At 62.0% G+C, this 25,844-nt stretch carries 23 protein-coding genes and 1 pseudogene; 9 read left to right on the top strand and 15 right to left on the bottom strand.

Annotated elements, in window-relative coordinates:
* Nucleotides 1-172: 172 nt before the first annotated feature.
* Both C816_RS05920 and C816_RS05925 read right to left on the bottom strand, forming a co-directional pair.
* Nucleotides 173-1,501, bottom strand: a complete 1,329-nt coding sequence (locus tag C816_RS05920; protein ID WP_016321508.1) for a sensor histidine kinase — start codon at nt 1,499-1,501, stop codon at nt 173-175.
* Between the two features lie 3 nt (nt 1,502-1,504).
* On the bottom strand, nt 1,505-2,215 hold the full coding sequence (locus C816_RS05925; protein ID WP_016321509.1) for a LytR/AlgR family response regulator transcription factor: 711 nt from the start codon (nt 2,213-2,215) through the stop codon (nt 1,505-1,507).
* Between the two features lie 211 nt (nt 2,216-2,426).
* Here C816_RS05925 and C816_RS05930 point away from each other — a divergent pair, with 211 nt between their 5' ends.
* The 3 genes from C816_RS05930 (at nt 2,427) to C816_RS05940 (ending at nt 6,463) form a co-directional block, all read left to right on the top strand.
* A complete protein-coding gene (locus tag C816_RS05930) occupies nt 2,427-3,185 on the top strand; it encodes a TraX family protein (protein WP_016321510.1) in 759 nt (252 codons plus the stop codon).
* Nucleotides 3,186-3,280: 95 nt separating this feature from the next.
* On the top strand, nt 3,281-4,030 hold the full coding sequence (locus C816_RS05935) for an ABC transporter ATP-binding protein (RefSeq protein ID WP_016321511.1): 750 nt from the start codon (nt 3,281-3,283) through the stop codon (nt 4,028-4,030).
* Between the two features lie 291 nt (nt 4,031-4,321).
* On the top strand, nt 4,322-6,463 hold the full coding sequence (locus C816_RS05940; RefSeq protein WP_016321512.1) for an ABC transporter permease: 2,142 nt from the start codon (nt 4,322-4,324) through the stop codon (nt 6,461-6,463).
* A 71-nt stretch (nt 6,464-6,534) separates the two neighbouring features.
* Here C816_RS05940 and C816_RS05945 read toward each other — a convergent pair whose 3' ends face one another.
* Nucleotides 6,535-7,023, bottom strand: a complete 489-nt coding sequence (locus tag C816_RS05945; RefSeq protein WP_016321513.1) for a DUF4330 domain-containing protein — start codon at nt 7,021-7,023, stop codon at nt 6,535-6,537.
* Between the two features lie 156 nt (nt 7,024-7,179).
* Between C816_RS05945 and csaB the strand changes: the two genes are divergently transcribed.
* Nucleotides 7,180-9,408 (top strand): polysaccharide pyruvyl transferase CsaB, encoded by a 2,229-nt coding sequence (csaB, locus tag C816_RS05950; protein WP_016321514.1) that lies wholly within the window; start codon nt 7,180-7,182, stop codon nt 9,406-9,408.
* 56 nt (nt 9,409-9,464) lie between these two features.
* Here the strand turns inward: csaB and C816_RS05955 are convergent, their stop codons facing one another.
* From C816_RS05955 to C816_RS05975, 5 genes are all read right to left on the bottom strand, one after another.
* On the bottom strand, nt 9,465-10,511 hold the full coding sequence (locus C816_RS05955) for a G5 and 3D domain-containing protein (RefSeq protein ID WP_016321515.1): 1,047 nt from the start codon (nt 10,509-10,511) through the stop codon (nt 9,465-9,467).
* A 316-nt stretch (nt 10,512-10,827) separates the two neighbouring features.
* Nucleotides 10,828-11,154, bottom strand: coding sequence for a hypothetical protein (locus C816_RS05960; RefSeq protein WP_207636891.1), 327 nt, complete (start codon nt 11,152-11,154; stop codon nt 10,828-10,830).
* A 24-nt stretch (nt 11,155-11,178) separates the two neighbouring features.
* A complete protein-coding gene (locus tag C816_RS05965) occupies nt 11,179-12,117 on the bottom strand; it encodes a hypothetical protein (RefSeq protein ID WP_016321517.1) in 939 nt (312 codons plus the stop codon).
* Complete coding sequence (locus tag C816_RS05970; RefSeq protein WP_016321518.1) at nt 12,114-12,533, bottom strand: RNA polymerase sigma factor; 420 nt, start codon at nt 12,531-12,533, stop codon at nt 12,114-12,116. The genes C816_RS05965 and C816_RS05970 overlap by 4 nt, the downstream gene beginning before the upstream one ends.
* A 531-nt stretch (nt 12,534-13,064) precedes the next feature.
* A complete protein-coding gene (locus C816_RS05975) occupies nt 13,065-14,405 on the bottom strand; it encodes an MATE family efflux transporter (RefSeq protein ID WP_016321519.1) in 1,341 nt (446 codons plus the stop codon).
* Nucleotides 14,406-14,683: 278 nt separating this feature from the next.
* On the opposite strand from C816_RS05975, the gene C816_RS05980 reads away from it, so the two are divergent.
* Nucleotides 14,684-15,019 carry a hypothetical protein gene (locus C816_RS05980; RefSeq protein ID WP_016321520.1) on the top strand — a complete coding sequence of 112 codons (336 nt, stop codon included), beginning with the start codon at nt 14,684-14,686 and terminating at the stop codon, nt 15,017-15,019.
* A gap of 45 nt (nt 15,020-15,064) precedes the next feature.
* Here C816_RS05980 and C816_RS05985 read toward each other — a convergent pair whose 3' ends face one another.
* A complete protein-coding gene (locus C816_RS05985; RefSeq protein WP_016321521.1) occupies nt 15,065-16,249 on the bottom strand; it encodes a YgeY family selenium metabolism-linked hydrolase in 1,185 nt (394 codons plus the stop codon).
* A gap of 166 nt (nt 16,250-16,415) precedes the next feature.
* Between C816_RS05985 and C816_RS24795 the strand changes: the two are divergent.
* From C816_RS24795 to C816_RS06000, 3 genes and pseudogenes are all read left to right on the top strand, one after another.
* Nucleotides 16,416-17,207 (top strand): annotated as a pseudogene (locus C816_RS24795) (sigma-E processing peptidase SpoIIGA); the annotation flags it as partial.
* Between the two features lie 64 nt (nt 17,208-17,271).
* Nucleotides 17,272-17,985 carry an RNA polymerase sporulation sigma factor SigE gene (sigE, locus tag C816_RS05995; protein ID WP_016321522.1) on the top strand — a complete coding sequence of 238 codons (714 nt, stop codon included), beginning with the start codon at nt 17,272-17,274 and terminating at the stop codon, nt 17,983-17,985.
* A gap of 145 nt (nt 17,986-18,130) precedes the next feature.
* Nucleotides 18,131-19,828, top strand: a complete 1,698-nt coding sequence (locus C816_RS06000) for a glutamine--tRNA ligase/YqeY domain fusion protein (protein ID WP_016321523.1) — start codon at nt 18,131-18,133, stop codon at nt 19,826-19,828.
* A 116-nt stretch (nt 19,829-19,944) separates the two neighbouring features.
* On the opposite strand, the gene C816_RS22485 is transcribed toward C816_RS06000, so the two are convergent.
* The 6 genes from C816_RS22485 to C816_RS06020 all read right to left on the bottom strand — a co-directional run bounded on the left by C816_RS22485 (nt 19,945) and on the right by C816_RS06020 (nt 24,838).
* A complete protein-coding gene (locus C816_RS22485) occupies nt 19,945-21,402 on the bottom strand; it encodes an aldo/keto reductase (protein WP_081646272.1) in 1,458 nt (485 codons plus the stop codon).
* Nucleotides 21,403-21,520: 118 nt separating this feature from the next.
* Nucleotides 21,521-21,709, bottom strand: a complete 189-nt coding sequence (locus tag C816_RS24470) for a hypothetical protein (protein WP_207636892.1) — start codon at nt 21,707-21,709, stop codon at nt 21,521-21,523.
* Nucleotides 21,710-21,905: 196 nt separating this feature from the next.
* Nucleotides 21,906-23,012, bottom strand: a complete 1,107-nt coding sequence (locus C816_RS06010; protein WP_016321525.1) for an aldo/keto reductase — start codon at nt 23,010-23,012, stop codon at nt 21,906-21,908.
* The gene (locus C816_RS24475; RefSeq protein ID WP_207636893.1) at nt 23,009-23,155 is read right to left on the bottom strand and encodes a hypothetical protein; all 147 of its coding nucleotides are present in this window, start codon (nt 23,153-23,155) and stop codon (nt 23,009-23,011) included. The genes C816_RS06010 and C816_RS24475 overlap by 4 nt, the downstream gene beginning before the upstream one ends.
* 325 nt (nt 23,156-23,480) lie before the next feature.
* The gene (locus tag C816_RS06015) at nt 23,481-24,335 is read right to left on the bottom strand and encodes an aldo/keto reductase (protein WP_016321527.1); all 855 of its coding nucleotides are present in this window, start codon (nt 24,333-24,335) and stop codon (nt 23,481-23,483) included.
* 23 nt (nt 24,336-24,358) lie between these two features.
* Nucleotides 24,359-24,838, bottom strand: coding sequence for a flavodoxin (locus C816_RS06020; RefSeq protein WP_016321528.1), 480 nt, complete (start codon nt 24,836-24,838; stop codon nt 24,359-24,361).
* A gap of 55 nt (nt 24,839-24,893) precedes the next feature.
* Between C816_RS06020 and C816_RS06025 the strand changes: the two genes are divergently transcribed.
* Nucleotides 24,894-25,844 (top strand): LysR family transcriptional regulator, encoded by a 951-nt coding sequence (locus C816_RS06025; protein WP_016321529.1) that lies wholly within the window; start codon nt 24,894-24,896, stop codon nt 25,842-25,844.

Here is a 25,844-nt window from a genome sequence, read left to right on the forward strand (position 1 = left end):
TTATGATTCCAACCTAAATAACCGGTTTTTCAAAGGCCTTGATTTGCAAGGCTTTAAGCAAAAAAAACCAGCGTTGATTCTCGATAAAACAGTTCGAAAATCAAGGCTGGTTCATTTTTCTCCGCGTTTTTTGCATTTTATCACTGACACTGCCGCTTCGTCCGCCACCATCCTACCTCCCGCTCAGGGGAATGCAGGCCACCAGCTCGAAGCGGCCGCTTCCCGTCCGGGTTTCCAGGCTGCCGCCGCAGCGCTCGGCAATCTCCCGCATGCCGGCCAGACCAAAGCCGTGGACGGACTTGTCCGCCTTGGTGGTGGCAAGGTCCGGGCGGACTTCGCCTTCCACTGCGTTTTCCACCCGCAGCATGAAAAGGCCTTTATCCACACGGCAGCGGATGGTGATCTGCTTGTCCTCCGCCTGTACCGCGGCCTCTATGGCATTATCCAGGGCGTTGCCCAGCAGGGCGCACAGGTCCATGTCCGCGATGGGCAGTATCTTGGGAAGGGAAACGGCAAAGTCTCCTGTGAGCCCCGCCTGCTCCATGGCCTCCGCTTTGGAGGCCAGGACAATATTGGCCGTCTCATTCTCACAGAGGATCCGTCTCCCGCCCATGGCGGGAGACGCCGCTATCTCTCCGAGATAGCGGGCGGCTCCGTCGGTCTCCCCCTGCTCCAGCAGGCCCTGGACCACCGTCAGATGGTTGCGCAGGTCATGGCGGAGGGTCTGCACCTGCCGCTCCTCCCGCCGGAGGCCCTGGTAGTAGCTCTCCCGCAGGGAGGCCAGCTTATCCGCCTCCTCCAGCCGCTCATGGTCCTCCAGAACCCGGATGGCGTACAGCAGGGCCAGGGAGGTCAAAAACACAAAGGGCAGCACCACCAGTCCCAGGTTCATAATCAGGCCGTGGAGAAGAAAATCGGAGTACAGATAATCCTCTTGAAGAAGCGGCAGGAGCACCACCGCCAGCAGGGAACTGAACGGCATGGCGGCTAAAAGCAGCACCAGCTTCCACAGCCGGGGGGAAAGCCGGGGCGGGCGCTCCGGCAGGCGTTTCCGGGAAGTCAGGTACAAGAGGCCCCAGCTTCCGCTCCGGATTAATTTTTCAGAATAATAGTACACATTGTCCAGATCAAAATGGGCCATGGCGGGGGCGTAATAGGTATCCAGCACGGCGTTGACAGGCATGATGAGGCAGAAGAAAATGACTGTCACCGCCAGCCGTCCCACCCGGTCCCCCTTGGAGGACAGTAAAAGCACGGGGAAAAACACCAGCAGAGTGAACAGTAAATTGGTATCCCCCAGCCAGATAATCGTGGCGGAAACAGGGCCCAGAAACAGGGTCAGGGCAACCCGCCAGCCCCGCCGGGGCCTCAGCGGCAGAAACGCGAACACAAGCCGGGAGAGAAAAAAGCCGCTGACAAGCACCGGGATGAACCAGAACCAATTCTGAAGCGTGATCAGCACATATTCCGCCGTCCGGACGAGGACCGTCATCAGAGACATGGCCTAGCCCTCCAGCGCCGTCCGGGCCAGGGCGGCCAAGGCCGCTGAGCGGTGAGCCCTGCTGACGGGCAGGACCTCCTCTCCCAAAAAGATCTGGCCTCCATCCATCCGCTCCACGGCTCCGGCCCGCACCAGATACCGCTGGTGGACCCGGACAAAGCTGTCTCCCACCGTGCGCTCCACCTCGTCCAGCTTGCCGTAAAAGGTATAGGTCCTGGCGGTGGAGACGCAGGAGACCTGCCGCCGGTCGGAGGAGAAATAGAGGATGGCCTTTTTGGGAATGCGGTACATCGTCTCGCCGCTGCGGCAGAGAAAGACCTTGTCCTCCTCCCGGAGACGGGCCTCCAGCCCCCGGTCCAGCACCTCGTCCAGCCGCTCCGGCTGGGCCGGCTTCATGAGATACCCCAGCGCCCCCACGGAATATCCGTCAAAGACGTAATCCGTGTATCCGGTGACAAAGACCAGCTGCAGCCCCTCGTCGGCGGCGCGGAGGCGGCGGGCGGTCTCCATGCCGTCCAGCTCTCCCATCTCAATGTCCAGAAAGACCATATCCAATTCCCCGGCGTGCTTCTCCAGCCAGCGGAGGAGTCCCTCGCCGGAGGAGAACTCGAAGAACGTTCCCGCTCCCCGCCGCCGGTCCAGGGCCCGCTCCAGGGCTGCCCGGAGGGCAATCCGGGCGTCGGCGCTGTCGTCGCAGATGCCGATTCGCAGCATCAAATCACTCCTTGTTGTTTGCTGTGCCCATTGTACCATATCCGGCGGGATTCTCCAAACCAAACTTGACGGCAAAGCCTCCAAAAATGACATCGCGAACCCTCCCGCCGCCAAACTTTACAACAAAACCGCCAAAGGATACGGCCCCGTTTGCGGGGGCCGTTTTTTTGCGCTAATCTGGACCCAGAGAAACAAAAGGAGGAACTTTCCCATGAATATCCCAGCCATCCGGCACGCTTTGACCACTCCGGCGGCGGTCCCCGAAACCGGGCCCCGGCTGAAAACCAACCTGGACACGGACCTCTTGAAGCTCGTCGCCATCGTCTCCATGTTTGTCGACCACATCGGCGGCGCTTTCTTCCCGGAGGTTGGAGCCTTCCGCTGGATTGGGCGGCTGGCGTTTCCGATTTTCTGCTACTGCATGACCGTGGGCCTGCTGTACACCCGGGACGTCAAGCGGTATTTGGGCCGCCTGGCGGTGTTCGCCCTGGTCTCCCAGCCCTTCTACGTCCTGGCCTTCCACCCCCATGACTGGATGGTGGACCGGAACTGGACCAACTGGAACATCTTCTTCACGCTGTTTCTCTCCCTGCTTGCCATGTACGGCTTCAAGGAGCGGAAGTGGTGGCTGTTCCTGGGGGCCTTCTTCGCGGTGAGCTGGTGGAACTTCGACTATTCCGGCATCGGGATTCAATTGATGCTGATTTTCTTCCTCTGCCGGAACCACCCCAAAATTGGCGCGGCCCTCTATGTGCTGACCTACCTGCCCTGCCTCTGGGGCGGCTATCTGGAGGACCCGCTGGCCTTGAAGCTGGGCGGCTTCGCCGTGGACTGGGCTGTGTTTGCCCTGCTGGCCGCGCCGCTGATCTTCCTCCCCACCCGCTCCGGGCTGAAAATCCCCAAGTGGTTCTTCTACGCCTTCTACCCCGCCCATCTGGCAGTCATCGCCGTGATCCGCTTCCTGCTGTGAGGCGGTTCCCGCGGTTCCATCCAAGCGGCTCCCCGAATCTCTGCGGCAGTCCCTTCCATCATCTTTACGCTGTTGTTCAGAAAGGAATGAATGCTATGTTAACGGTTGAAAATCTGCGCAAATCCTATCAGGTTGGAAAAATCTCCTACGAGGTCCTCAAGGGCGTGTCTCTGGCGGTGGATAAGGGAGAGTTCGTGGCGGTCATGGGCCCCTCCGGCTCCGGCAAGACCACCCTCCTGAACTGCATCTCCTGTTACATCCCCGCGGACTCCGGCAGCATCCGCCTGGGAAAGACGGAACTGGCCCGCCTGGACGAGAACGCCCTGGCAGAGGTGCGGAACAAGCAGCTGGGCTTTGTCTTTCAGGACTTCCTCCTGCTGGACGGCCTGACGGTGCGCCAGAACATCCTCCTGCCCGCTATCATCGGCGGACAGGTCTCCGATCTGGTGGAGAACCGTGCGGACCAGCTGTGCGAGGTCTTCGGCATCCCGAACATCCGGGACAAGTATCCGGCGGAGATCTCCGGCGGCGAGAAGCAGCGCACCGCCGTGGCCCGGGCCCTCATCAATCACCCCCTGCTGATCCTGGCCGACGAGCCCACGGGAAACCTGGACAGCAAGTCCACCCGGGCCGTCATCCGCTCCTTCGAGCAGGCGAAAACCGCCCTGGAGGCCACCATATTCATGGTGACCCACGACTCCTACGCCGCCTCCTTCTGCGACCGGGTGGTGATCCTCCGGGACGGCGTGGTGTGGAAGACGCTGGAGAAGGGCGGCACGGAACGGGAGAAATTCCAGGACCTGCTGCTGGACGCCATCCGGGAGATGGGGCGCGGGGAGAATTAGGAATGAGGAATTATAACGGGATTCAAAAGTGCCGATCACTGGGCGGCCCGCTGTCCGCAAACTGCAGACTGCTATAGGAATTTTCTGGGACCGAACGTCCCAGGGCCTGTTCACAGAAGCCCAAACGCAGGGCTTGCCGGAAAATTTTTTCAGCTGCTGCGTGAATGATTTTTGACGTACGCCAGTACACCTGCAAATTTTGGCATTGCATCCGGCAAAATTCGTCCGGAAATCCCCATGTTTGTCTTCTGCGAACCGGCTCTGACTCCTAATTGAGGAAAGGTGATTAAAATGAAACATTTTTCTGAGGTCTACGCCCTGATGCGCCGGAAGAACAAGAAGCAGTACGCGCTTCTGGCCGGCTGCTGCTTCTTCTCCGTGCTGCTGATTACGGCCTACGTCTGCATGATGCGGGCCCCCACCATCCTGAACGTCCTCCCTGAGGGAGGCGACAGCCGGAAGCAGATCATGATGATTTTTGCCCTGGCGGTTCTGGGCTGCGCCGTCTTCACCACCTACGCCTCCGGCCTCTTCTTCCGGCAAAAGTCCCGGGAGACCGGCGTATTCCTGGCCCTGGGGGCCTCCCGGTCTCAGGTCCGCAGGGAGCTGTACCGGGAGCTGGGGGTGATCTCCCTGGGCTCCTGCGCCGCCGGGGCCGCCCTGGGCGGGCCCCTGGCCTGGGTGCTGTGGCAGGTGTTCCGCCTCTGCGTGGTGGATACGGAGGAGATGCGCCTGGTGTTCAACCCCGCCGCCTACGTCTGGTCCCTGGCCTTCTCCGCCTTTGTGATTGTCATGATGTTCCTTCTGGGGAGCCGGTCCGTGAAGCGGACCAACATCATTGACATCGTCCAGGAGTCCCACAAGTCCGAGCCCATCCGGGATGTCCCCCGGTGGTACGGGCCCGTTGGCATCGGCCTGCTGGCCCTGGGGGGCTTTCTGGGCTATATGTCCTCCTTCTTCTTCATAAGCGTTCTCCACTGGTATCCCCCCGAGGGGCTGACCGCGGTCTTTTACGTCCCCGCTTTGATTGGTCTCTATATGATTCTCCTGCACACGGTGGTCAACGGCTGGAACGGGAAAAAGAGGCTCTACAAGGACCTGATCGCCACCAGCCAGATGCGCTTTCAGGGCCGCCAGACAGTGCGGAACATGCTGGTGATGACCCTGCTGATTGCCGGCGCGTACTTCGGCAGCTTTTACACCCCCATGCTGGGCACCGGGTCCATGATCTCCTATGACCAGCGTCCGGTGGATTACGTCTATAACTTCCGGGCGGACCTGGACATCCCCCTGGAGGATGAGGTCCGGGCCCTGGCGGAGGAGTACGGCGTGACTGTCACGGACTTCGCTGCCGTCCCCATGCTCCGCCTGGCGGTGGACGGCGAGGACCACATTGAGGAGGAGGGCCCCATGGGCACCACCTGGCGCGCGGAGTACAATGAAGTCATGAGCACCGAGCTGTTTCTTTCCACCTCCGGCTACGAGGCTTTGACGGGGGAGCATGTGGACCTGGCCGGCGGCGAGATTCGCGGCGTCGTCGACACGGAGGGGAGCAGGCTGGGCTTTGCCCCGGACAAGAGCCTCGTGACCAACTATCTGACCGGGGAACAGCTCCCCGTCACGTCCCTGGAGCCCCTGCGCTATGACAGTCTCTTTGCCCGCTATGTGATGAACGACGCCGACTTTGCCGCCCTGGGGGCGGGCCTGACGGAGGAGTGGCGGGAGACCCAGGTCTGCTTCAACGTGGAGAACTGCGAGGAGACCTATGACTTCGCCAAAGCCCTGTTCAACGAGATTGTGGACCGCTCCACCATCGAGGTGGCTCAGTTCAGCGGCTGGGACCCGGTGGTCCGGGACCGGTACCTGGCGGAGGAGGGCGCTTACTTCCTGGACCGGGAGAACTGCGCGGAATACGGTTTTACTGTCATCGACTACGCTCAGCGGGACAGCTCCGCCTTTCGGATGAGCTGGCAGTATATGCCCCAGTTCCGGGTGATGGACAAGGCGGACTTTGTGAAGACCACCGCAGTGTTTATTATGCTGTTTGTCTTTGTGGCCGTGGTGTGCTTTTCCGCCGTGTTTGTGATTGCCTATACCCGGTGTATGACCATCGCTCTGACAAACCGGAAGGTCTACGACGACCTGCGGCACCTGGGGGCCTCCAACGTCTACCTCCGCCGATCCGTCCGGGGGCAGATCAAGCGGGTGTTCCTGGTGCCGGCGCTGACGGGCACGGGCCTCATCTACGCCTTCTACATTATGATTATGTACTTCAACGGCAGCCCCGCGGGCATCACACCCAGCGAGGCGGCGGGCCTCCTGGCGGCGCTTATGGTGGTGGCGGCGGTGTCCGCCCTGATGTACGGCGTGTACCGACTGACCCTGGCCCAGGTGTGCCGGGCCCTGGACATCCGCCCGCAGAGACAGAAATAGCCGCGTCTCCGGCGTCAAAAGAGGGACGGCGCGAAAGCGCCGTCCCTCAATCTTTCAGATTATCAAATCTCTCACTCGCCCCAGCGGACGTCCACAATAGTGCCGTCGGCAAACTCGATGAACTCGCTTTTGAGGATGTAGTCCGTTTTGCCGATGCGGACCTCCTGATCTCCCACCTTGGTGGTCATCACCGCCGCCGTAGGGGTCTCCGTCTCCGCGGTGAAGAGCAGCGTGGTGTGGCTCTCGTCCAAAATCCACTCTCCGTTTGCGCTGAGGACGTAGTAGGGCTCCTGGTCTACGGCCACGATCTTGCCCCCTACCAGGGCTCCGGAGGCCATCAGCGGCGAGGGCAGGTGAGTGACGCAGTTCTCATACAGCTCCGCCGGGACGCCCTCCACCTTCACCACATAGGTGACCTTGGTCATCTCCCGGGGCGCGCCGGCGGTGTCGTCCGGCCCCAGCAGCTTCCAGCCCAAAAATGCCGCCACTGCCAGAATCAAAATAACGGCGATAATGTCGATGATGTTGAATTTTCCAACCCGTTTTGCTTTTTGTTCCATGTGTCTCCTCCATATCTTCTGGACAAGGTTTCCAAAGTATTATATAATACTTTGCGGCAATACACAAGAGACAATTCGGAATTTCCCAAAGCGGAAAGCCGCGCATTTGTCTGATGTGAACAGGCCCTCATTCCTCATTTGAAGAAAGGCTCTTTTATGAAGGTCATCCATCTCATCAGCGGCGGAGACTCCGGCGGGGCCAAAACCCACGTCCTCAGCCTGCTGCAGCATCTGAACAGAACCATTACCGCCCAGCTGGTGTGCTTCCGGGACGGCCCCTTTGCCCAGGAGGCCCGGGCCATGGGCATTCCCACGGAGATCATGGCGGGAAACCACATCTTCCGCATCCAGCGGCGGCTGGCGGCCTATATCAGGGAGGGCGGCTACCAGATCATTCACTGCCACGGCTCCCGGGCCAACATGATCGGCGCCATGCTGCAAAAATCCACCGGCCTGCCGGTGGTCAGCACCATCCACAGCGATTACCGCATCGACTACATGGGCCGTCCCCTCAGCCGCCTGACCTTTGGCACCATCAACGCCCTGGCCCTGCGGCGGCTGGACTACCGCATCGGCGTATCCGACGCCATGGTGGACCTTCTGATCTCCCGGGGCTTTGCCCCGGACCGGTTCTACGCCATCTACAACGGCATCGACTTCACCCCCGCGCCGATCCAGGGAGACCGGCTGGAGTACCTGCGGGGGCTGGGGGCGGATGTGGACGGGGATTCCGTGGTGGTGGGCATCGCCGCCCGGCTGAACCCAGTGAAGGACATGTCCACCCTCATCCGGGGCTTCGCCGCTGCGCATCGGGCGTGCCCCCGCCTGCGGCTGGTCATCGCCGGGGACGGTGAGGAGCGGGGAAAGCTGGGGGACCTGGCCCGGGAGCTGGGCGTGGAGCGGCAGGTCACCTTTGCTGGGTGGATCTCCGGCGGCATGGACCGGTTTTACAGCGCCCTGGACATCAACACCCTCACCTCCTTGTCCGAGACCTTCTCCTACGCCCTGACGGAGGGGGCCCGGTTCCATCTGGCCACCATCTCCACCGCCGTGGGGGGAATCCCCAACCTCATCGACACCGGCGTCAACGGCTATCTCTTCACCCCGGGAGACTGGGAGACCCTGGGCCGCCGTCTGGCGGAGCTGGGCAATGACGACGCCCTGCGGCGGGAGATGGGGGAACGGCTCTATCAGAAGGCCTCCTCCCAGTTCTCCATCCAGAAGACCGTGGACACCCAGATGCACATCTACGGCGAGATCCTCCGGCGGCACAGCCGTCCCCGAACCGCCCGGGACGGCGTGGTGATCTGCGGGGCCTACGGCCGGGGCAACGCCGGGGACGACGCCATTCTCGAGGCCATTTTGCAGGAAATGCGCTCCATCGACCCGGATATGCCGGTGACTGTGCTGTCCAGGAACCCCCGGGAGACCCGGCTGCGCTGCCGGGTGCGCGCTGTCAGCCGGATGAACGTTCCCGGCTGGCTGGGGGCCATGAAACGGGCAAAGCTCTATATCAACGGCGGCGGGAGCCTCATTCAGGACGTGACCTCCCGGCGGTCGCTGTGGTTCTACCTGCTGAACATCCGCTCCGCCAAGCGGGCGGGCTGCGCCGTGCAGATGTACGGCTGCGGCATCGGACCCGTCACCCGCGGAAACCACCGCCAGCTCTCCGCCGGGGCGCTGAACCGGTATGTGGACGTCATCACCCTGCGGGAGCCGGACTCCCGGGAGGAGCTCAAGTCCATGGGGGTGACAAAGCCGGAGATCCTGCTGACGGCGGACCCGGCCCTGACCCTGCGCCCCGCGGGGGACGATGTGGTGGACAGCGTCCTCCTGCGCGCCGGCATTCCGCCCCGGGGGCGGTATCTCTGCTTCGCCCTGCGCCAGTGGCCCGGCTTCGCGGAGAAGGCCCCCCTCTTCGGCCAGGCGGCCCGGTACGCCTATGAGACCTACGGCCTGACACCGGTATTTGTATCCGTGGAGAGGGGTCCGGACTCCGCCGCCAACCGGACGGCCGCCCGGGGACTGGAGGACATCCCCCACTATTTCCTGGACGACGCCGGAAACGCGGGCTCCATCATCGGCGCTCTGGCGCGGATGGAGGCGGTGGTGTCCATGCGGCTCCACGCCCTGATCTTTGCCGCCGGGCAGGGCATCCCTCTGGCTGGGGTGGTGTATGATCCCAAGGTCTCCGCCTTCCTGCGGTATATCGGGCAGGAGCTCTTCACGGACTTGAACGCCCTGACGGCGGAGAATCTGAGGGCCATGGTGGACCGGGCGGCAGCCCAGGCCGCCAACCCGGAGGCCCAGGCCGCCGCGGTTGCCCGCCTCCAGGAGATGGAACACGGCAATGTATCCACCGCCCGGCGGCTGCTGGGCATGTGACGGCGGGAGAACGGAAAACGCCCCGGAGGCTGCGGCCTCCGGGGCGAAACTGTACATTATTGCAGGATATAGACCTGGCAGCTGCGGCGGCCAAAGTTAATGCACTCCTCGTAGGTGTTGAAATAGAGATCCACTTTGTTGCCCCGGACGCCGGTGTCCTCGGCTACGGCGGTGCCGTAGACAATGCCGTCGTTGGTGACGATATACATCCGGGTCCCCAGGGGAATCACCTTTTTGTCCACTGCCACGGTGCCCACCCGGACGGTGGTGCCGGTGGCGGTGCAGTAGTCCGCGCCGCCGTGTCCGGCGGTGTAGGCGGTGGCGGTCATGTTTTTGACGCTGGAGAAGCTCAGCTTTTCGCCGGAGGCCAGAGTCAGGACGCCGCTGCCGTCCGCGTTGGTGGAGACGCTGGCAATGGGGGAGTCGTTAGAGGGGAAGGCCGCGGGAACGGGCTTCGCGGGGGCGGCGGTGCCGTATTCCACGATTTTGTCCACAGCTGTGCTGTCCAGCTCCTCCACAAACTGGCGGGCGATCTCCTGTCCGTTGGACCAGACCACCTCGTAGATGGAGCTGCGGATGCCGTCCGCGCCCTCCTGGACCACCTTCTCCGTGCCCTGCTCCATCTGGGGATTGGCCACCCGCACGGTCTCAAAGGCGACCTCTTCCACCACGTGCTCGTAGTAGGCGAGGTCCGAGGACACCGTAATCTCCACGCCGCTGTCGGTGAAGTCGATGCCCACCATCTCCAGCGGGCCGGGGACGATGTTCAGGCGCTGCAAGGTCTTGAGGATGGATTCCTGCCGGGATTTGGTGGTGAAGGTCTCGCCGTCGTGGCGGACGGTGACCACCTGGCCCAGGCGGAGGCACACGTCGTAGCCGCGGCTTCCGTTGGAGGTGTAGAGCAGTTTGCTCTCCAGCTCCGGGGCCTTCCCGTTTCCGTCCAGCACGATAGCCGCGTCGTCCACGCCGCTGATAATATAGATGCCCGCGGCCTGGTTCGTGAGGACCAGGGCGGTGCACAGGACGATGGCCGCCATAAAGAGATTGACGCCGCTGCGTCTCCAGAATTCGTACAGTTTTTTTCGCAGAGTCTGTGCGCTCACAAGCATACCTCCTGAAAAAGATTCCCGGCCCAGGGGCTCCCCGCAGGGAGCGGAAAATAGACTGTAACTTTTGTTACCGGCAGGGAAACTGCATTTAGTATACACACAACTCCCACTTTTGTCAAGGTTTTGGCGGTAAAATAGGATGTTGAGACCCACTTTCGGCGAAAAAAGACCACCTGCGACAGGAAAGTCCTGCATGGGAAAATGTGAAAAGTTACAAAACGGTGACAAAGCGGGCGGCGGATTCTGCTCTCGGAACGGGAAAAAGCGTCCCGGAGAGGACCGTCTCCGGGACGCTTTCATTCTGGCATTGCTAGGCCTGCCAGTCCCAGGCATAGGGCTGCCACAGACCGCTGGTATCCTCGTAGGGGACATTTTGCAGATACACCCGGAGGGCGCCGCCGTCGGGGCACTGGAATTCCGCCGCCCACAGGCGGTCGGTTTTCAGCAGGAGCTCATAGCGGAAGCCGTCCTCCCAGCGGACGGGCCGGCCGCTCTCCGTCTCCAGCCGGGAGGCGAAGGTGAGCAGGGTGTCCTGGGGGTCAAAGGAGCCGGTGCTGTGGCCCTCGGCGACTTTCGCCAGCTCCGCGCCGGAGAAGGTGTCCCGCAGGGGAAAGGTCACCCGCCAGCGTCCGTCCACCCGGGCGGCGGAGGTGCAGAGATCTCACCGGAGGGTGCTCTCCGCCAGGGCCTCCCGGGAGACCTCGAAGACAAATTCCTGGTAGTCCTGCCGGTCCAGTGTGCCTGGGGCGGTAGCAAAATAAGCAGTATAAAGGGATTCTACCGGTTTTCCATCTCTGTCTGCCAGCCACAGCCAGCCGTGGTTGTCTTGCTGGCTGGCATCGCCCCGGCAGAGCTGGATGTGGAACAGGCCGTCTACAAATCCGGCGGCAGTGACAGTCAGTCCCTCCGCCGGAACAGCCAGGGCGTCACCGGGAACCAGGACCCGGCTTCGGCCGTCAGAAGAGCCGTCAGTGAAGGCGAAGCCTGCGCTGTCCGGAGTCATTGCCGCAGCGTCTCCGGCGTAGTCTTTCAGGCGCAGGGGAATTTCCACATCCGTCTGCTCGCTCTTGCCGGTGAGGAAGCAGCCTGCGGAGAAGGTCATCTTTCCGCCGGTGGGGATGGGGGAGCCGTCCATGGTTTTGGCGGTGCAGAGGAAGGCGGCGGTGTGGGCCTCCTCGTTATACCCCACCTGCTCGCAGGAGCCGATCCGGTCAAAGGGGAGATGGAAGTTATAGCTGTCAAAGAGGTCGCAGGCGCCGTCCACTGCCTCGCCGGAGAGGGTGATGTACGCCTCGGCAGTGTCGCCCTCGATGCGGACAGCGGCCACCTCCATGGTGACGCCGCTGCTTGTGCAGGACCGCCGGACCGGCTGGAAGAACTGGGCGGCGGCGGGGGAGATGGCGTAGAGCAGCTGGTAGCCGGGCTCCGTCCGGGCTGCCAGGGCGGGGGCGGACAGGAGCACCGCCGCCGCGGCGGCCATGGCGGCCAGGCGGCGGAGGGGAAGGCCGTGGCGCCGGGTTCTGGTCAGGTTTTTTTCAATCAGATCCGGGGAGGGGGCGATGGGCCGGCAGAGCCTCCCGTAGGTCTCGGTGATGTTCATAGCTCCTCCTTCAATAGTTGGGCCAGCATTTGGCGGGCCCGGGTCAGCTGGGCGCGGACGGTGGAGGAACGGCGTCCCAGGATTTGGGCGGTCTCCTTCGTGCTGCAGCCCTCGAAATAGCAGAGGTGGATGACAGAGCGGTACTGGGGCGGCAGCTGGGCCAGGGCCGCGTCCAGGCCGGACTCCTCCGGGTCGGTGTAGGCGTAGACGTCCTCCAAGGGAACGGTCCGCCTGCGCCAGGGAGAGGCGGCCAGGCTTTTGGCGCAGTTGGCCGTCACCCGCAGGAGCCAGGCCTTGCGGTGTTCCTCGCCGGCAAAGGACGGGGCGGCGCGGTGGTAGCGGAGGAAGACCTCCTGAAAGATGTCGTCGGCGTCGCGGCGGCTGCGGAGCTGGGCGTATGCCAGCCGGTAGACCATTGCGCCGTATTACTCCACGGCGGATTCTGTGTCCATCCCCTCCGCACCTCCTTCGATTTTTATACGGTTTGCAGAGCGCTCTGTAATGAATACTTTTCAAGGGGGGAAATTGCTGCAAAAAGTAAAAATATTTCCAAAAGACGATGTGCGGCCCCTGCTTCTGCCAAAGCAGGGGCCGCACACCTACAAGAAGGAAAGGAGAAACAAGCGCGGACTGCCGCGCACGGAAAAACAGGAGGAGGGGGCCCGCGCCGCAGGAGGGAGGCGAGGGCCCCGCCATACAGGGTAAGCTTACACAAAATAAGAGCCAAAAGCGCAAACGTTTTCGGATGGAGAGAAAAGAAAACGTCCCGTCTCTGCTTCTGGAGTGATATTATTATGGGATAATGTGTGCAAAAAGTCAATACTCTTCCATCAAATTCCACATTCACCACAAAAAATAGAAAATAATGCTGTGCGCTTTCACGATATAAAGCGAAAGCGTTTGCGCAAAACGGCGAAAAAACCGCCCCGGCAGGGGCGGCGGGGCGGTCAGGACATCTCTTTCAGGGCCTTTATGGAGAGGGGGATGGCGCAGAGGACCGCCAGACAGTCGGCCACGGACTGGGTGATCTGGACGCCCACCAGACCAAAGCAGTGGGAGAGGAGATAGATCAGGGGGATGAAGAAGATTCCCTGCCGGGCCATGGCCATGAAGGTGGCGGAGCCGGTTTTGCCGATGGTCTGGAGCATCATGTTGCTCATGACGGTCCAGCCGGTGGTGAAGAAGGTGACGCACTGGAAGCGCAGAGCCGCCGCGCCGCAGGCGATGACCTCCGGGTCATCCCGGAACAGGGCGATGAGCCGGGGAGCGAAGATAAAGCCCAGAGCGCTGACCGCCAGCAGAAACACGGTGGAGGACTTGACGCAGAACCAGAAGCCGTCCTTCACCCGCTGGTAGAGCTTCGCGCCGTAGTTGAAGCCGCACACCGGCTGGAAGCCCTGACCGAAGCCGATCATGGCGGAGCCGCCGAACATGGTGATGCGCTGGACCACGCCCATGGCGGCGATGGCGGCGTCCCCGTAGGGCCGGATGGCCCGGTTGAGGCAGATGGTGGCCACACTGGCAAGGCCCTGCCGGGCCAGGGAGGGCAGGCCCCCCTTGACAATCATCTCGTAGTAGGACCATTTCCGCTGGACCTGAGAGATGTGGATGTGCAGGTTGCCGCCCCGGGAACACCCGATCACCAGCAGGCAGAAACTGACGAACTGGCTGATGATGGTGGCCCAGGCCGCCCCGGCAACGCCCAGTCCGCAGGTGAAGATCAGCAGGGGGTCCAGGGCGATGTTCAGCACCGCGCCGCTGGCAATGCCCACCATGGCGTAGGCCGCGCTGCCCTGGTAGCGCAGCTGGTTGTTCAGCACCAGAGAGGAGGTCATCCAGGGCGCGCCGAAGAGGATGACCTGGAGATAGGCCTTGGTGTAGGGCAGGATAGTGGGGGTGGAGCCCAGCAGGGTGGCCAAAGGCTCCAGGAAGATCTGGCCCAGGACGCAGATCAGCGCGCCCGCCGCAATGGCGGAGAAGAAGCCGGTGGCCGCCATGTTGGAGGCCTCCTCAAAGTTCTGCCGCCCCAGCTCCCGGGAGATGAAGTTGCCGCTGCCGTGGCCGAAGAAGAAGCCCACGGCCTGGATGATGGCCATCAGGGAGAACACCACGCCCACGGCGCCGGTGGCGCTGTTGCTCTTTAGCATTCCCACAAAAAAGGTGTCCGCCATGTTGTAAAAGGCGGTGACCAGCATACTGATGATACAGGGCAGGGCCAGGCGGCAGATCAGCGAGCTGACGGGGGTCTCCGTCAGCTGATGGAATTTTTGTTCCTGTTTTTCGTCCATAGGTTCCTCTTTTCTGTACGGGGGCCGCTCTGGGGCGGGCCCGGGCGCTTTTTTACAAAATTATAACACAGTTGGGAAAGCGGTGCAAAGAGTTTTTCGCAAAGACCCGGTGGCACATGAAGCCCTGGAGGCATAGGATGGGGTGTATCCGGGAGACGCCGGATCGGGTTTCCGCACGAATGCGGGGACCATACATTTGACCAGAGCCAGTTTGCCCGCCGCCGCGGCGGCCGGCGCAAAATATGGCATATTCTATTTAAGGAAATGAGGGAGCTTCTTTGCGCATCAATGAAGTTTATGAGCATACGCCGCTCCAGCCCTGTCCGCCGGAGGAGCCCTGCCCGCCCGCCGGCTGCAATAAAGTGGCTACCCAGTGCGTGGATATTGCCGCGCCCCTGACCCTGAACCCCACCGCCGTCATGGGGACGCCCACGGTGACGTGCCAGGGCAGTCCCTGTGTCACCTGCACCACTGATTGCGGCGGCACCAGCTGCACGCTGACCTTCAAGCAGCAGGTCTGCGTATCCGTGCCGATCCGCTATGGCGTGACCATGGCCAGCGGCGAGCCCAGCATCGAGTGTACCGATGAGGGCTGCTGCTGCAGCTGCTGCTGAGAGAGAACGCCCCTGCCGGACATCCGGCAGGGGCGTTTTTGTGAATTACCGCAGCAGGGCCCGCATGACGGCCTGGTCGCTCTCGCAGGCCAGATACAGCTGCTCCAGCTCGATGTACTCGCCGTCGGTATGGGCCAGATTCTCCCGGGAGGGACCCAGGCCCACGGTGGGAATGCCCGCCTCGCCGGCGTAGTGGCTGCCGTTGGTGCAGAAGCTGTACTGGGTCACCCGCACCTCACGGCCCATGGCCCGCAGCTCCGACAGGATGCTTTGGACAAAGGCGTCCTCCTCGCTGTACAGCCAGGCGGGGAAGAACCGCCGTCCCCGGATGGAGGCCCCGGTATAACAGGCCTCCTGCCCCTCGGCGTAGGAGACCCTGGCCCGGAGGCTGGGGTCTTCCGCCGCGAGGCGCTTCAGCAGGGCCTGAATGGGGGCCAGGACGCTCTCCTCCGTCTCCCCGGGCAGCAGGCGGCGGTCATAGGTGGCCCGGCAGCGGGAGGGCACTACAGACGCGCCGGGATAGGGGGAGGACTTGATGTCCGTCAGCTCCAGGATTCCTTTGCCCAGCACCGGGTGCTCCGGACAGGGCAGCCGGCGGACAGCCTCCGCTACCTTGCACATGGCGTAGACCGCGTTGACGCCCTTCTCCGGGTTGGCGGAGTGAGCAGGAACGCCGAAGGTCTCCACCACGATCTCCGCCCGGCCCCGCTGGCCGATTTTCAGATCGCATTGGGACGCCTCGCCGATGACCACATAGTCGGGACGGACGATGCGGCTGACGCTCCGGGCGGCCACGCCCTCGAAGCACTCCTCATGGACGGTGCCCGCGATATAGATCTCCCCGGGAAAGTCCCGGTTTTGGTCCTGGGCAAAGAAGCGGGCGGCGGCGGTGAAGGCCGCCACAGAGCCCTTCATGTCCGAGGTGCCCCGGCCATACATCCGTCCTTCAACAATCTCGCAGCCGTAGGGGTCGTGGGTCCAAGCGGCGGGATCGGCCACGGGGACGGTGTCCAGATGCCCGTCAAAGAGCAACCTGGGGCCGGGGCGGTTCCCGGCGATCTTCCCGATGACGCTGCCGAACTCGTCCACGGTCACCTGGTCAAAGCCGCTGCTTCGCATATACCGCTCCAGCGCCCCGGCGGCCTCCGCCTCATGGCCGGACTCGCTCCTCCGGGCCACCAGGGCCCGGGTCAGCTCAATCAGTTCCTCTTTTCTCTCCTCGCACAGCATGGCGGAAGTCTCCTCTCCACAACAGAGTTGAAACAAGTTTCTGGTCTCTATATTAAAGCTCTTTTTCCCTGCCGTCAACCGTCCATATTCCGACCTCTTTTTTCCGGGGACCTGCCCTATAATAGCCCCATCGGACAAAGGGGGCGGGGCCGTGACGGTGGTCTATGTGGACAGCGTATTCGTTCTCAATACGGTGATGGATTACCTGCTGCTGGTGGTGACGGGCCGGCTGGCGGGAGTTCCTCTTCGGCGGAGGCGGTACATATTGGCGGCGCTGGCCGGCGGGATCTATGCCGTGGCGGTGTTCCTGCCGGGGTGCGGCTTTCTGGCCTCCGCGCCGGTGAAGCTGGCGGCGGGGACGCTGATGGCCCTGGCGGCCTTCGGCGGGGAGACGCGGTTTTTCCGGCTGGCGCTGCTGCTTCTGGCTGTCTCCAGCGCCATGGCCGGATGCGTGCTGGCCCTGGGACTGCTGGCAGGAAGCCGGGTGCCGGTGGTGAACGGCGTCTTTTACACTGACGTGGACGCCAAGGTTTTGCTGGTCGCGGCGGCGGCGGCCTATACAGTGCTGGCGGTGGTGTTCCGGGCCTCGGCCCGGCACGGCATGGCCGGCCGTCTGCTGCCGGTGCGGGCAGGCCTTGGCGGCCGCACCGCGGCCCTGACGGCCCTGTGGGACACGGGAAACGCCCTGCGGGAGCCCGGAGGCGGGGAGGCGGTGCTGGTGGCGGCTCCGGGCGCTCTGGACGGCCTTCTGCCGCCGGAGGCGCGGAGGCTGGCGACGGCGGAGCGCCTGCGGTCCCCGGCGGACATGCTGGAGCCCCTGCGGCGGGCCTCGCCGGAGCTGCGGCCCCGTCTGCTGCCCTACCGCGCAGTAGGGGCGGGAGGGCTGCTGCTGGCGGTGCGGCTGGACTGGGCGGAGATCGGCGGTCGGCGATACGCCGGACTGACGGCGGCGCTGTCGCCCACGGCCCTGGGAGACGGATACACGGCCCTGTGGGGCGGCGAGATCGGAAAAGGAGGAGACTATGGAAGCGTTGCGAAAAAGTCTTTCAGGACTGTTGGAGCTGCTGCGGCGATGGGGGCTGCTGCCGGAGGCGGAGATCCACTACATCGGCGGAAGCGACACCCTGCCGCCCCCCCTGAGCCGGGAGCGGGAGGCGGAACTGGTGGGGCGCCTCGAGGACGAGGAGGCCCGGAAGGAGCTCATCGAGCACAACCTGCGGCTGGTGGTATACATCGCCCGCCGGTTTGAGAACACGGGCATCAACATCGAGGATCTGATCTCCATTGGCACGATCGGCCTCATCAAGGCGGTGGGGACCTACCGGGCGGACAAGAACATCAAGCTGGCCACCTACGCCTCCCGGTGCATCGAGAACGAAATTTTGATGTACCTGCGGAAAAACGCCAACCGCAAGGGGGAGGTCTCCTTTGACGAGCCGCTGAACACGGACTGGGACGGCAACGAACTGCTGCTCTCCGACGTGCTGGGCACGGAGGAGGACACGGTGATGCGTCCCATTGAGGAGGATGTGGAACGGAGTCTGCTGGCGGCGGCCATCAACGCCCTGTCCCCCCGGGAAAAGCAGATCATCACCATGCGCTTCGGCCTGGGCGGCGGCCGGGAGCAGACCCAGAAGGAGGTGGCGGACCAGCTGGGCATCTCCCAGAGCTACATCTCGCGCCTGGAAAAGCGAATCATCTCCCGGCTGAAAAAGGAGATCCTGCGCATGAGCTGAACCGGGGGCGGGAGCAGGGGGCGGGAGCAGGGGCAGAGCCCCGCCTCTGCAAAGCCAAGCGCAAGCCCCTTGCAATTTCCGGCGGGATTCTGTATAATATAGCCCTATGCAAAAAATCCTGCTGCAAGCAAGGGAGGAAATACACATGGCAGAGGACGTGAAAACCACCCGGGAGGAGGCGGCGGAGGGCCGCAATTTCATCCACGCCTTTATCGAGGAGGACATCGCCCCCGGCGGACAGTACGAGGGGATGACCGTCCATACCCGTTTTCCGCCGGAGCCCAACGGCTACCTGCACATCGGCCACTGCAAGGCCCTGACCATCGACTTCGGCACCGCGGAGAAGTACGGCGGACTGTGCAACCTGCGGATGGACGACACCAACCCCACCAAGGAGGACGAGGAGTTCGTGGAGGCCATCAAGGAGGACATCCACTGGCTGGGCTTCGACTGGGGGGACCGGTTTTTCTACGGCTCGGACTACTTTGAGGAGGACTACCGCCAGGCGGTGGGTCTCATCAAAAAGGGCCTTGCCTACGTGTGCCAGCTGAGCCCGGAGGAGTTCAAGGAGTACCGGGGCAGCGTGGGCGTGCCCGCCCGCAGCCCATACCGGGACCGTCCCATTGAGGAGAGCCTGGACCTCTTTGAGCGGATGAGAAACGGCGAGTTCCCCGACGGGGCCATGACATTGCGGGCCAAGATTGACCTGGCCTCCGGCAACTTCAACATGCGGGACCCGGTGATCTACCGCATCAACCACCTGCCCCACCACCGCTACGGGGATAAGTGGTGCATCTACCCCATGTACGACTTCGCCCACCCCATTCAGGACGCCCTGGAGGGCATCACCCACAGCCTGTGCTCGCTGGAGTTTGAGAACCACCGGCCCCTGTACAACTGGGTGGTGGACAACTGCGACCTGCCCGCCAAGCCCCGGCAGATCGAGTTTGCCCGCCTGGGCATCGACCACACGGTGATGAGCAAGCGCAAGCTCCGCCGCCTTGTGGAGGAGGGCCGGGTCTCCGGCTGGGATGATCCCCGGATGCCAACCCTCTGCGGCCTGCGCCGCCGGGGCTACACCCCCCGGTCCATCCGGAACTTCTGCGAGCGCATCGGCGTGGCTAAGTCCGCCAACATCGTGGAGTACGGCTTTTTGGAGCACTGCCTGCGGGAGGATCTGAACGAGACGGCGGAGCGGGTCATGGCCGTCCTGCGGCCCATCAAGCTGACCATCACCAACTACCCCGAGGGCAAGACGGAGACGGTGACGGTGGAGAATAACCCCGTGGACCCCGCCGCCGGCACCCGGGAGGTGGCCTTCTCCAGAACGCTCTGGATTGAGGCTGACGACTTTCTGGAGACCCCCGTGCCCAAGTACAAGCGCCTCTACCCCGGCGGCCCGGAGTGCCGCTTGAAGGGGGCGTACCTCATCACCTGCACCGGCTGCGTGAAGGACGAGAGCGGGAACGTGACAGAGGTCTTGTGCGAGTACGACCCGGCCAGCCGGGGCGGCGACCCCGCCGACGGCCGGAAGGTGAAGGGGGCCACCATCCACTGGGTGGACGCCCAGACCGCGGTGGACGCGGAGGCGCGGCTGTACGACAACCTGTTTGCCGACGAGGCCCCCGACGCGGCGGACAAGGACTTCATCGACTGCCTGAACCCCAACTCCCTGGAGGTCCTCACCGGCTGCAAGGTGGAGGCCGGCCTTGCGGAGGCCGCGGCCCCCGCCGGGTTCCAGTTCATGCGGCTGGGGTACTTCTGCCTGGACAACAAGGACTCTAGGCCGGGGCATCTGGTGTTCAACCGCAGCGTGAGCTTGAAGGACAGCTTTAAGAAATAAAAGCAAACGCCCGGAGCGTGATACGCTCCGGGCGTTTTGATATTTTTCAAACAAGGCCTGGGCAAAGAAGAATTTGAAGCCAGATCTACGATATTTATTGCGCCGCATGACGGGGCTCAGTAGGAAGAATGCCTTCGGTTCTGATCCATTGCAGCGATCCTCTGCATTTCCGCGTCCGTCAGCGCAAAGTCGAAGATCTCAAAATTTTCCTGGATGTGAGCCTCGCTGCTGGAGCCGGGGATGGCGATGTTGCCCGCCTGGAGATGCCAGCGCAGAAGGACCTGTGCGGGGGTCTTGCCGTGAGCCGCCGCGATGGAGGAGATCGTGCTGTCGTTGAACAGCTCCTGGGTGTGGCCGCGTCCGCCCAGGGGATACCAGGATTCCAGGACCGTCCCATACTGCTTGAGGTGCTCTTTCATAGCAGTACTCTGGTAGTGGGGGTGCGTCTCGTTCTGGAGCAGCGCCGGGGGAATGGCGGCAGCGTTCACCAGCCTGTCAAAATCGGCCGCCGTGTAGTAGTTGGAAAGACCGATGGAGCGGAGTTTGCCCTCGCTGACGGCCTGCTCCATCGCCTGATAGGCCCCCACATCGCTGCCGGGCTGGGAGTGGTGCAGGATCATCAGGTCAATATAGTCCAGGCCAAGCCGCCGCAGGGAGGCGTCAATGGCGGCAGCGCCGTTTTCATAATCGGAGGTCCACATTTTTGTGGTCACGAAGATTTCCCCCCGGGTCACAAGACCCTCGTCAATGGCCCTCCGGATGCCTCTGCCCACGCCCTCCTCGTTTCCATAGATGCGGGCCGTGTCGATGAGCCGGTAGCCGTCCCGCAGCGCCCAATAGACGGAGTTCTCCGCCTGTTCGCTGCTGAGTGTGTAAGTACCGATGCCCAGGATTGGCATTTCAATTCCGTTGTTCAACGTGACAGTCCCTTTTTCCAGGTCAAAATCTGTGCTGCGGCTCACTGAGTCCTGGCTGGAAATGCCGGAGGCGGTATCCTCAGACTGTGCATTGTCCGCGGGAGGCGTGACGGCTGTGCCGCGGGTGAGATACCGATGGAGGATTACCGCCACCTGCGCGCGGGTGGCTTGCCCCCGGGGGACGAAGCGGTTTCCATCCACGCCGCTGATAATGCCCTCAGCTCTTACCCAATCCACGGCCTGCCCCGCGTAGGAGGCGATGCTGGATTCATCCGCAAAGTCTGTGCCCCGCTCGGCCGCGGGACTGCCATCATACCGCCAGAGGATGGCGGCGGCCTGCTCACGGGTCACAGGGGCGTTGGAGCCAAAGAGCCGGCTTCCATAGCCGGAGATGATTCTGTTGGCGGACGCCCAATTCACAGCGCGGTTATAATACGCATCCGCCGGCACATCAGAAAAATCCGCATTTCCGGTGACCGCCGGGCTTCCTGCCGCCCGGTAGAGAACAGCGGCCAGCATAGCGCGGGTCATGACAGCGCTGGGGGAGAACGTATTGCCGGAGGTTCCGCTCATCATGCCATGATCCCGGCACCAGACGGCGGCCTCCGCATACCATGCCTCCGCCGGCACATCGGAAAAGCCGGTATCCGCCGCCATTGCGGGGATTGCCAAACCCGCGATCAGGGCAGCTGTTAAAATGAGCGAGTATAATCCTTTGAGGGTTTTCACCGTCGATCCTCACTTTCAATTTAGACTCAGGTGCTGCATGATAAGATCAGCAGTCCGCCCTGTCAGCGGCGCAGGCCAGCGGAACCACACAGTCCCCGCGGACTGCCGCCTCGGAAATTTCCAACAGCGCAGCCCCGTCCGGGAGGTATTCCGGCAAAAGCGCCGATGCGCTTTTCCAGCTGCTGCCGAAGCGTTTCCGCCGCACTGCCGGCAGATGAAGCTTCGGCCATATCATAGTTTGCCGTCAGATAGGCTTTGTACAAATCGTCCCTTGGGAGAATGGAGGCTGTCTCTGCGGATGGCTTCCGCAATCCGCTGGACGCTCCGTGTCCGTGGTTCCGCTTTGCCCGCAGGCGGTCGGCAGAAGCGGCAGGCATGCGCCCAGAAGTTTGATGGCTGGTTATTTCATATTTGGAATTCTTCTATGGCGGTCATTGGGACAGCCCTGCCAATTCCCCCATGATTTCCGGCACATTAATGCTCTGCGGGCAATGCTCTGTGCATGCCCCGCAGTTCACGCAGTCGGCGGGCCTGCCTGCGCTGTCCACGCCGCCCATCTGATTCAGCGCCCAGGCGCCGTCTGTCTTGTAGCTGTTGTAGACCGACAGGAAGGCGGGGATGTTGATCTGCGCCGGGCAGCCGTCGCAGCAGTAGCGGCAGGCCGTGCAGGGGACGCTGACCTGCTTTTTGAAGGCCTCCGCCGCCCGCATGAGGATTTTTGTGTCAGCGTCAGAAAGGCCCTCCGGCTCCGCGAAGGTGGATACATTGTCCTTGATCTGCCCTGGCGCGGACATTCCGCTCAGAATCACCTGTACTTGGGGGAGCCGCTTCACCCAGCGCAGCGCCCAGGACGCCATGCTCCAATCGGGGTGGGCCTTTCGCAGAATGGCTTCCGCCTCGCTGGAGAGCTGGGCCAGCCGTCCGCCCCGCACCGGCTCCATGACCATGATGGGGATATTCCGCTCCTCCAGAATCTTGTATTCCGCCGCCGTCGTCCCATACTGCCAATCGAAGTAGTTCAGCTGGAGCTGGGCAAAGTCCCACTGGTGGTGATCGGCCATCTTTGCCAGTGTCCGGGGGCTTGCGTGGGAGGAAAAGCCCAGGTAACGAATGCGTCCGGCTCTCTTTTGCTCCAGAAAATACCCAATGCAGCCGCTGTCCAGATAGGCCTGGCAGTTGTTGTCGAAGATGGCGTGAATCAGATAGAAGTCGATGTGATCGGTCTGGAGCCGCTGGAGCTGTTCCTCAAAAACCGCCTTATAGTCCGGGTTGGCGGAAAGAAGAAATTTGGTTGCCAGATAGTAGCTGTCCCTGGGATACTTTTTCAGTGCCTCACCGAGAAATTTCTCGGATTCCCCGTTGTGATAGACATAGGCGCTGTCATAGTAGTTGACGCCGTGGAACATGGCATAGTCGATGATCTCCTGCGCCCGCGTGCGGTCAATGGGCGCGCCGTCCCTGCCGCCCTCCACAGGAAGACGCATATTGCCCATGCCCAGCCGGGAGAGGGAGATGTCCTGAAATGGCTTGTAAATCATAGCGCTTCTCCAATCTGTTTGTATTTTCTGATACGGGCCGGAAGCATTGCGCCGTCCCGCTGCCCCAGCTTCATGGGGAGAACCGAATTGACGCCCACGCCAAGTCCTACGCCTACGCCCGCCACCAGATACTGCACCGGCATACACAAAGAGATGGCGGTCAGGGCGTTGTCCCCCAGCTGTGCGCCACATACAGGCTGCCCACTAGGCCATGTTTGAAAAAAGTGAAAACGCCCAAACGGTGGATCTTGATCCGCCACTCTGCGTTAAATGTTTTTGCCGGGCGTCAGCCCGCCTGCAAAAATTTGCCTTGATTGGCGAAAACATCTCTCGCCGTTGGGCATTCCGCCTTTTTTCAAACAAGGCCCAGGCTGTACAGCACCTGTACAAACATGGATATAATCAGCGGCATGGACATTTTGCGAAGGAGCCGGCCCACCGGCAGCGTGCCCATTTCGTTCGCTTCCATCAGTCCTCCGGCCCCCAGTTGGCAAAGTTGCGCTCCTGCTCGGCCAGGGTGGCGGTGTAGTACCGTTTGCCGCAGTCCAGCGCCCGGATTTGAGCCATTTCCTCCCCGGTCAGCTCAAAATCAAAGATGTTGAAGTTATCCCGGATGTGCTGGGGATTGGTGGATTTGGGGAAGATGATGATCCCCTCCTGGATGTGCCAGCGGAGGATGATCTGAGCGTTGGTCTTGCCATACTTCTGCGCAAGCTGTGTGAACAGCGGCTCGTTCAGAAGTCCACTGTCGCCGTGGCCCAGGGGATACCACGCCTCCATCACCGTGCCATAGGGAGCTACCCGCTCCTTCAATGCGTTCTGCTGGAAGTAGGGATGCAGCTCCACCTGTAAAACAGCGGGCTTGATTTCGGCGGCAGCGATCACTTTCTCCAGCCGGTCAGATTCAAAGTTGCTCAGACCGATGGCGCGGACCTTGCCCTGAGCAACGGCCCTCTCCATGTCCTTCCAGGCTCCCATGTAGTCCCCCACCTGCTGGTGGAGCAGGAGCAGGTCAATGTATCCAATATCCAGGCGGGCCAGCATCCTGTCGATGCCCTCCATCGTCTTGTCCTCGCCGTACTCGCTGGGCCAGAGCTTGGATGTGACCCAGATTTCCTCCCGGGGGATGCCGCTCTCCCGGACAGCCTCGCCCACGCTGTGCTCGTTCTGGTAGGCGTGGGCGGTGTCGATGTGGCGGTAGCCCAGCTTCAGCGCCTCCAGGCAGGCGTTCCTGGTGGCGTCACCGGCGGGGACCATGAAAACACCCATGCCCAACTGAGGAATCTTTGCGCCGTTGTTCAATGTGATATAGGTCTGCTTCATGTCTATTTTCTCCTTCAAAAATGTTACTGTTTTTCCGGTCGGCCCTTCGCCCATTCTGCGGTTTTGACCTCGGAACCGCTCACCCGGGAGCCGGTGAAGGAAGCGCCGCTGTCCACATCCGCGCCCCTGCAGATTTTCTGAATGTCCCGCACGCTGTCGCCGGCGCCGCCCTCGTTGGTGCAGAAGGGGATGATCCCTTTTCCGTTCCAGCCATAGTGCTTCAGAAAGGGAAACGGCACCGGGGGACAGGTGTCCCACCAGTTGGGGCAGCCCAGGAAAATGGTATCGAAGTGCTCCAGCGCATCGGGGCGCTGCCTGGCTTTTTCAATCAGGACCATATGGTCCTCCGAGTAGTTTCGGTCAGCCTCGATCTCGAACAGCTCTCCGCCCACAGCTTTCTGGATAAACTCGGCGGCAATTTTCGTGTTGCCCTTTACCTGATAGGTAATCTCCATGCCGGGGCCGATGGATTCATTATAGGCAGCGGAGGCTTGAAAGTCCAATTCATAGATGCTATAATCAATTCAATTTTTTAATAGCGCGGACGGAGGTGCTTCTATGACGACAAAGCAGATGGACTGCGCGCTGGAATTGTCCAAGGTACTGAACTTCAGCCGGGCGGCTGAGAATCTGTTTATCAGCCAGCCGTCTTTGACTTATCAGATCCAGTGCCTTGAAAATGAAATTGGTTTCCGCCTGTTTGAACGCTCCGGCAAGGGGGCGGAGCTGACCCCTGCCGGCGCACAGTTCTGCGGAGAATTGCAGCGCATCCGCGACGAGCTGAAAGCCGCTGTGGAGCAGGGACAGAATATGAGCTCCCGGTACAGCGAGGCTTTGAACGTCTGTATTCCCATGCGCTCCTGCATTTACTTCCTTCCGCAGATCATGCAGCGTTTTGAGGCCGCCATGCCCCATGTTTCCCTCAATATCAGGTTTGTCTATGAAGACAGCAGGGTGGATATGTTTCTTCGGAGAGAGCAGGATATTTTGTTTGCCAGGGAATCGGAATTAAAGCGGTTTTCCAATGTCCGCATGGCCCCGCTGTTTCACAGCCGCTTTTATGTGATTCTCCGCAAAGATGATCCCCTGGCGGGCAGAGAGCTTCTTACCGTGTCCGACCTGTCCGGCCGGACGTTTATGGTGGGCGGCGGCTCCCCTGGAGAGCTGATCGCGGTGCAGAACCGAATCGTGGAATCCGGGCAGGTCAGCGTACTGAACTGCCCGAACCATGAGACGGCCCTGGCCAATGTCGCGGCTCAAAAGGGTATTGTACTGGCCCCGGGCTTTACCGATGACCACAATGGAGAATTTGCATGGGTTCCCTTTGACTGCGCCGAAAGCATATCGTGCGTACTGGGATACCATCGGGAGGATAACAGAGCGAGTACACGGCTTTTTATCGAGCTGGCGCAGGCGGCCTATGCTGAATGCCGGGCTGGAAAGGCGCTTGAAAAGCCCGTTAACTTACATCGCGCGCAGCAAGCTGCTTTTATTGAAGACATGATCTGA

This window comes from Oscillibacter sp. 1-3 (assembly GCF_000403435.2).
In the GTDB taxonomy this organism is placed as follows: domain Bacteria; phylum Bacillota; class Clostridia; order Oscillospirales; family Oscillospiraceae; genus Oscillibacter.

Coding starts and splice junctions, on each gene's coding strand:
- csaB (WP_016321514.1), top strand. CDS start 7,180: ATGAAGGTCATCCATCTCATCAGCGGCGGAGACTCCGGCGGGGCCAAA.
- C816_RS05925 (WP_016321509.1), bottom strand. CDS start 2,215: ATGCTGCGAATCGGCATCTGCGACGACAGCGCCGACGCCCGGATTGCC.
- C816_RS05965 (WP_016321517.1), bottom strand. CDS start 12,117: ATGAACATCACCGAGACCTACGGGAGGCTCTGCCGGCCCATCGCCCCC.
- C816_RS06015 (WP_016321527.1), bottom strand. CDS start 24,335: ATGAAGCAGACCTATATCACATTGAACAACGGCGCAAAGATTCCTCAG.
- C816_RS05920 (WP_016321508.1), bottom strand. CDS start 1,501: ATGTCTCTGATGACGGTCCTCGTCCGGACGGCGGAATATGTGCTGATC.
- C816_RS24475 (WP_207636893.1), bottom strand. CDS start 23,155: ATGCCGGTGCAGTATCTGGTGGCGGGCGTAGGCGTAGGACTTGGCGTG.
- C816_RS05945 (WP_016321513.1), bottom strand. CDS start 7,023: ATGGAACAAAAAGCAAAACGGGTTGGAAAATTCAACATCATCGACATT.
- C816_RS05940 (WP_016321512.1), top strand. CDS start 4,322: ATGAAACATTTTTCTGAGGTCTACGCCCTGATGCGCCGGAAGAACAAG.
- C816_RS22485 (WP_081646272.1), bottom strand. CDS start 21,402: ATGGCGGCGGATACCGGCTTTTCCGATGTGCCGGCGGAGGCATGGTAT.
- C816_RS05985 (WP_016321521.1), bottom strand. CDS start 16,249: ATGCTGTGCGAGGAGAGAAAAGAGGAACTGATTGAGCTGACCCGGGCC.
- sigE (WP_016321522.1), top strand. CDS start 17,272: ATGGAAGCGTTGCGAAAAAGTCTTTCAGGACTGTTGGAGCTGCTGCGG.
- C816_RS05970 (WP_016321518.1), bottom strand. CDS start 12,533: ATGGTCTACCGGCTGGCATACGCCCAGCTCCGCAGCCGCCGCGACGCC.
- C816_RS06000 (WP_016321523.1), top strand. CDS start 18,131: ATGGCAGAGGACGTGAAAACCACCCGGGAGGAGGCGGCGGAGGGCCGC.
- C816_RS06010 (WP_016321525.1), bottom strand. CDS start 23,012: ATGATTTACAAGCCATTTCAGGACATCTCCCTCTCCCGGCTGGGCATG.
- C816_RS06025 (WP_016321529.1), top strand. CDS start 24,894: ATGACGACAAAGCAGATGGACTGCGCGCTGGAATTGTCCAAGGTACTG.
- C816_RS05975 (WP_016321519.1), bottom strand. CDS start 14,405: ATGGACGAAAAACAGGAACAAAAATTCCATCAGCTGACGGAGACCCCC.
- C816_RS05935 (WP_016321511.1), top strand. CDS start 3,281: ATGTTAACGGTTGAAAATCTGCGCAAATCCTATCAGGTTGGAAAAATC.
- C816_RS05930 (WP_016321510.1), top strand. CDS start 2,427: ATGAATATCCCAGCCATCCGGCACGCTTTGACCACTCCGGCGGCGGTC.
- C816_RS24470 (WP_207636892.1), bottom strand. CDS start 21,709: ATGATATGGCCGAAGCTTCATCTGCCGGCAGTGCGGCGGAAACGCTTC.